Origin of the sequence: Flavobacterium sp. YO64 (assembly GCF_004119505.1) — a bacterium.
Taxonomy (GTDB): Bacteria; Bacteroidota; Bacteroidia; order Flavobacteriales; family Flavobacteriaceae; genus Flavobacterium; species Flavobacterium oncorhynchi.
This window is the reverse complement of sequence record NZ_NRQV01000060.1, coordinates 1-6,077: the sequence shown is the minus strand read 5'-3', so window position 1 is coordinate 6,077 and position 6,077 is coordinate 1. Positions and strand designations below refer to the sequence as shown.

Annotated in this window: 3 protein-coding genes; all 3 read left to right on the top strand. The window is 27.8% G+C overall.

All coding sequences use genetic code 11. The features are described from left to right. Window positions 1-2,120: class I SAM-dependent DNA methyltransferase (locus BOW57_RS20450; RefSeq protein WP_241687487.1), on the top strand; the 2,120-nt coding region annotated here is incomplete at its 5' end. After that, window positions 2,117-3,346, top strand: a complete 1,230-nt coding sequence (locus tag BOW57_RS20445) for a restriction endonuclease subunit S (protein ID WP_129057000.1) — start codon at window positions 2,117-2,119, stop codon at window positions 3,344-3,346. The genes BOW57_RS20450 and BOW57_RS20445, both read left to right, overlap by 4 nt. Before the next feature lie 265 nt (window positions 3,347-3,611). Next, window positions 3,612-5,774: a DEAD/DEAH box helicase family protein gene (locus BOW57_RS20440; RefSeq protein WP_241687486.1), complete on the top strand. Its 2,163-nt coding sequence runs from the start codon at window positions 3,612-3,614 to the stop codon at window positions 5,772-5,774. Window positions 5,775-6,077: the final 303 nt, after the last annotated feature.

Sequence of the window (6,077 nt, the reverse complement as noted above, 5' to 3'; positions counted from 1 at the left end):
ATCTATATTTACAAATTATAACATTAAAACAAAAAATGAGCATTAATATACTACAATACGAAAGAGACGTTTGGAAAACAGCAGATTTACTAATAGCATCAGGAATAAAACAAAGTGATTTTCCTAAATATATGATGCCTTTCTTTGCTCTTTTAATGGTAGAGAGTAGATTAGTCAGAGAAGCAAAAAGATTAAAAGAAGATATTGGAGATATTGATATTGAGGATTTTATTGATATGTTTCAATTAGAAGGATTAGGATATAATGATTTCGTAATTCGTAAAAACAAAACATTAAAAGACATTTGTAAAAATGACAAAACTTTTGATGTAGATTTCCACGCATACTTAAAAGCTTTTGATGCTGAAACTAAATATTTGTTAGGAGTTGATAAAGGAACTGAAGAAGAAAAGTTTTTGGATATATCTGGTATTAGTGGATTATTAAAAAAGAAACGAATATTATTTGAAACGGTGCAAACTTGGAGTGAAATTGATTTAACACCTTTTAATAATTCTGAAATAACTACTTTAGAAGAACACATCAAAAGAAAATGGGCTGATATTTCAGCAGAAACAGCAGGAGAGCAATATACACCTGACGATATTATTTCATTGATAACAGATATTATTGCTTCTAAAATTGAAGACAATGAAAAATTTCTAACAATATACGATCCAACGTGTGGTGGAGGAAACCTTTTATTTGGGGTAGAAGATAAAATCAAAGAAAACTTTAAAAGACCAACGGCTACATACGGTGAAGATTGGAACGATAGTCTATACGCTTTAGCAAAAATCGAAAGTAGATTTAGAGTTGGTTCTCAAATAGAACACGGTAATACACTAACAGAAATTAAGTTTATAGAAAAGAAATTTGATATTATTGTTGCAAATCCTCCTTACGGTGTCGATTGGAAAGGATATCAAAAAGACATTGTAAATGATACTACAGAAAGATTTGTTGCCTTGCCTTCAATTTCTGATGGTCAATTTTTATTTACACAACACATATTATATCAATTGGCTGATGATGGTTTAGCAGTCGTGGTCCATAATGGTTCAACATTATTTAGCGGTGATGCAGGCAGTGGTGAAAGTGCCATTAGAAAATATTTTCTAGATAACGATTGGGTTGAAGCAATTGTTCAAATGCCTACTGACGAATTTTTCAATACAGGTATTTATACTTATTTGTGGATATTCAACAAAAACAAACCCACAGAGAGAAAAGATAAAGTAATGCTTATCAATGCAGCCAATCTGTTTGTGCCTTTAAAGAAAAGTAAAGGTAAAAAGAGAAAGCAAATGAGCGAAGAAAATAGAATTGAAATTATAAAGACTTTTACTGAATTTAAAGACAACGAATATTGCAAAATATTTGATAAATGGCACTTTTACTTTAACAAACAATCTATTATACTTACCAATGTAGATGATGAAGGTAAATCTGTTGAAATGCCTAATAAAGCAGATAGAAACGGCGATTTTAAAGAAGATAAAAGCATAAAAATAGAACCTAAAACAATTGCTATTTTAGACAGCTTTAAAGAAAATGGTATAAAAGCTATTAATGAAATGGTAATCACTAAGTTTGAAAATAAAAACTATTCTAGTTTAGCCAATTACTATGAGGGTTATTTTAAGTCGTTTGTAAACGATTTTGATTATAAAGATGATGCATTCGTATTAATTGATAAACAAGGCAATTCATTTCATTATGATAATAATAAAGCCACTATTGTAGTAAAAGATAAAAACCAAAAACTAAGCTTTTTAGGTAATGGTAAAATAGTTATTAAATCTACTTACAAGAAAAAAACTTCGACTAAAGAAGAACATATATTGGTTACTGCTGAAATAACGAAAGATCTTCAAAAAGATTATGAAATAATTCCTTTTAATCCTAATGAACNGGAAAATCAAAAGCAAATTGTAAGTTTTATGGCTAAATACATTACCAAACCTTTTGAGTATTTAGATAATACAATTGGTGTAGAAATCAATTTTAATAAAGTGTTTTACATTCCAGAAAAATTAAGAGATACAATTAAAATAACAGCCGATTTAAAACAACTTGAAATTGATTTAGCTAACCTTGAAAAAGAATTAGCAATATGATAAAGTATGAAAAATATAAACCTTCAGAAATTGATTGGTTAGGTGAAATTCCTTCAAAATGGGAAGTAAAAAGAATAAAAGATGTGTTTAAGCAAATATCACTAAATGGTAATCAATTACCAGAAAATTGCTACATACCATTGGAAAATATAGAGCAATTTACAGGCAAACTAATACAAAGAGTTTCAAATGATAATAACGAAACAACAAATTTGTTTAATTCAGGTGATATATTGATTAATAAACTTCGGCCCTATTTAGGCAAAATATATTTACCAGATTTTAATGGTGGTGTTAGTGGTGAAGTTGTTGTTCTGCGCTCTATTTTTAATGGAAAGTTTAGTCATTCAAAATATTTCTTTTATAGATTTTTGTCAACTAAATTTATTTTTAAAATTAATTCAATGACGGATGGTGTTAAAATGCCACGAACTAATCCAACAAAAATTTTAAATCTAAACATTGCAATACCTCAGTTAAAAGAACAAATTGAAATAGCAAATTACCTCGACAGCAAAACCCAGGCAATTGATAAAAAAATAAATCTTTTAATTCAAAAAGCCAACTACTACAAGGAGTATAGAAAAAGCATAATTAATGAAGCAGTTTGCAAAGGATTAGATAAAAATGTAAAATTCAAAAACAGCGATATAAACTATATTAATGATATTCCTCAACATTGGAAAATAGAACGAATTAAAGATTTATTTAATATTGGCAGAGGTCGTGTAATTGGTCAAGAGTTACTAGTTGAAGAAGGTAAATATCCTGTATATTCTTCTCAAACTGAAAATAATGGTTGTTTAGGTTATATTGAAACTTATGACTTTGATAATGATTTATTAACTTGGACAACAGATGGTGCAAATGCTGGAACAGTATTCAGACGTAGTGGCAAATTTAATTGTACAAATGTCTGTGGTACTTTAATACCCAAAAGAAAAAATTTAGATTTAGACTATGTTGTTTATGCTTTGCAAGAGAGTGCAACTCACAATAAACGAATTGATACCAACGGGGCAAAAATTATGAATAATGAAATGGCAGTTATTAATATTGCTTTTCCACCTTTAAATGAACAAACAGAAATTGCCAAGTATTTAGACACGAAAATAAAAACTACTGATAAAATTGTAGAAAATATAAATACTCAAATTATAAAATTAAAAGAGCTTCGTAAAACATTAATTAATGATGTCGTTACAGGTAAAATAAAAGTAACATAGGACTAAGATGAATGAATTAGATTTACAAGACAAATATTTAGTAAACTTTTTTTGTGAACGTCCAGATGGTTTACAATACAAAGAAGCTAAGGCAAATACAGTTTCAAGTCATTTTTTTATAAACGAAGATTTAAAACAATTTCTTTCTGAAACTTCTTTAAACAAAGACAACTATAAAAAACTTTCTAAAAAGTTTACTAGTGAAAAAGAACTAATAGAAGCTTTCAGCCTTTTTTTAGATGAAAAAGTAAAATCATCTATGAACATGGCTTTGTTTATCAATTCTAACAAATCAGTTACTTTTGAAGGTTTGAAATTTCATTTATTCTATCCTAGTGGTAGTGAAACTCACGAAGATAAATTGTTCGATGAAAACATATTCTCTATCGTTCAGGAGTTACCTTATACTTTTAAGTATCAAGGCAAACAATACTTTTCTTTTCGCCCAGATTTATCATTTTTTCTTAATGGTATATTTTTAGGCTATAGCGAATTAAAAAGCAATTGGAACAATCAAAATGCTAAAAAGAACGGCAGAAAGAAAGTTGCAATGGATTATCAAACCGCAGTACAAGAATATTTAAAAATTGCTGATGGAAATGACTTATCTCAAACCATTAGAAAAGACTTTTTAAAAATATTTGAAAAAGCAATTCATATTACTTCTACAGATATTAATGAAACCTATATTATCAGAAATATTTCTAATCATTTTGATGAAATAAAAAATACAGTTGTTTCAGATGAATATGATTTTGACGAATACGAGAAAAAAGTTTTTAGAGATTTTAAACCATATCCGCTAATAAATAAAGATGCTGATAAAAACCTAAAATTTGAAGAGGTTTTCAAAGCCTTGTATGATAAAAAAATGATAGAAAAAGAAATACTCTATTATAATTTTATTGAGCGTGAATTAATTAAAAAAGAAGGTAGTAAAGTAAAAGAATACAAGCACAATGATGGTAGATTAATCAGCCCAAGACCTAAACAAAAATTTGGTGCAGATAAGGTTATTGCAAAAATCAATGAGTTTTTAGAACACGAAAACGAACCTGATTATTTCATCAATAAACTAGAAAAAGAATTAAAAGCAAAGGGTATTGGAGAAACCCAAATAAAAGAACTAATTGCAAAAAGGCAAAAATATCAAAACAACAAAAATGTATATTCTTTATTGTTGCAATATGCGGCAGGTTTTGGTAAAAGTAATATTATAGGTTGGACAGCATTACAATTAAAAGACTTACGTAAAGATGGTAATTACATCTATGATAAAGTAATGTTAGTTGTCGATAGGTTGCAACTGCGAGACCAATTAGACAGTATGTTACACAATATGAACATTCAAAAAGGAATGTTTTTGGAAGCTTCAGACAAGAAAAGTTTTATGACTGCATTAAGTAGTGATAAAAGAGTAATTGTTGTAAATATTCAAAAGTTTGGTGCAATAAAAGAAATACTTGATAATGAAGTAACTTCAAAGTTATCTAAATTAAGAGTTGCTTTCTTAATTGATGAAATTCACAGAAGTAATAGTGGATCACAAAACGAAGAAATGATAAGTGTTTTCGATGAATTGCAAAGCGGTTTTGATAACAATAAAGTTTACACAAATACGATTCATAAAAAGAATTTAATAATAGGTTTCACAGCTACGCCTAGCGATATTACTTTAGCTCGTTTTGGAGAGTATAATAAATATGCGGAAGCAGAAAAATTTTGGATTCCTTTTGATAGTTACACTATGAAAGAAGCCATCGAAGATGGTTTTATTTTAAATCCTATTAGAGGTATTGTTCCAGTTTCATCAAAAATGCAATTTGGAATACCAGATAATGAGTTAGAAGGTTTTGAAGGTGATTCTGGATACGAAGAAATACCAGACGATACAGATACTGGTATAGATGAAGAGGGTAAAAAGTACGCAATTCGTAAAAAGAAAATCTATTCCAATAAAGAAAGAATCGAAGCTATTTCAAAATTTATTTCAGAAAGATTAGTCTCAACTGTTTATCATAATATTAGAGGTACGGCAAAAGCTATGTTAGCAGTTTCCTCAATTCCAAATGCAATCAGATACAAACGATTAATTGATAAACACTATAAAGAATTAGTAGAACAAAAAAAACACGAAAGATTTAAAGAAGCTCCAATTTATATAGTTTATTCTGACAGTCAAGACCAACCAAGTAGTAATAGTGTTAATCATGGTATAAATGAAAAACAAGTTTTACAGAACTTTAAATTAGCTAAAAACGGATTAATTATTGTAGTTGATAAACTCCAAACAGGATTTGATGAGCCTAAATTACACACACTTTTTTTAGATAAAGAAATAAGAGGTATAAATGCAATCCAAACTATATCAAGAGTTAATAGAACTACTAAATATAAAAATGATTGTAAGATTATTGATTTTTCATAGTAAAAATGTAAATGTTAAGAACATAAAACAAGCTTTTGAACATTATAGTTAATAGTTGTTGTTTCAGACTTTGATCCATTAGGTGATGAAGAAAAATTAGATATTTATCTTAAAGAATTAAAAGACCAGGATTTATTCAAAACACATTTTAAGGCTTTTCAAGAATACAATACTACCAATGATGATATAAATATTATTCTAGCAATAGATAATAATTTTACAAAATTTATAACATCTACTAGTAAAGAAGCTAAAAAGTTAAAAAAAATTATCAACGATTATTTTAAAATTTTAAACCTAATT

Coding starts and splice junctions, on each gene's coding strand:
- BOW57_RS20445 (WP_129057000.1), top strand. CDS start 2,117: ATGATAAAGTATGAAAAATATAAACCTTCAGAAATTGATTGGTTAGGT.
- BOW57_RS20440 (WP_241687486.1), top strand. CDS start 3,612: ATGGCTTTGTTTATCAATTCTAACAAATCAGTTACTTTTGAAGGTTTG.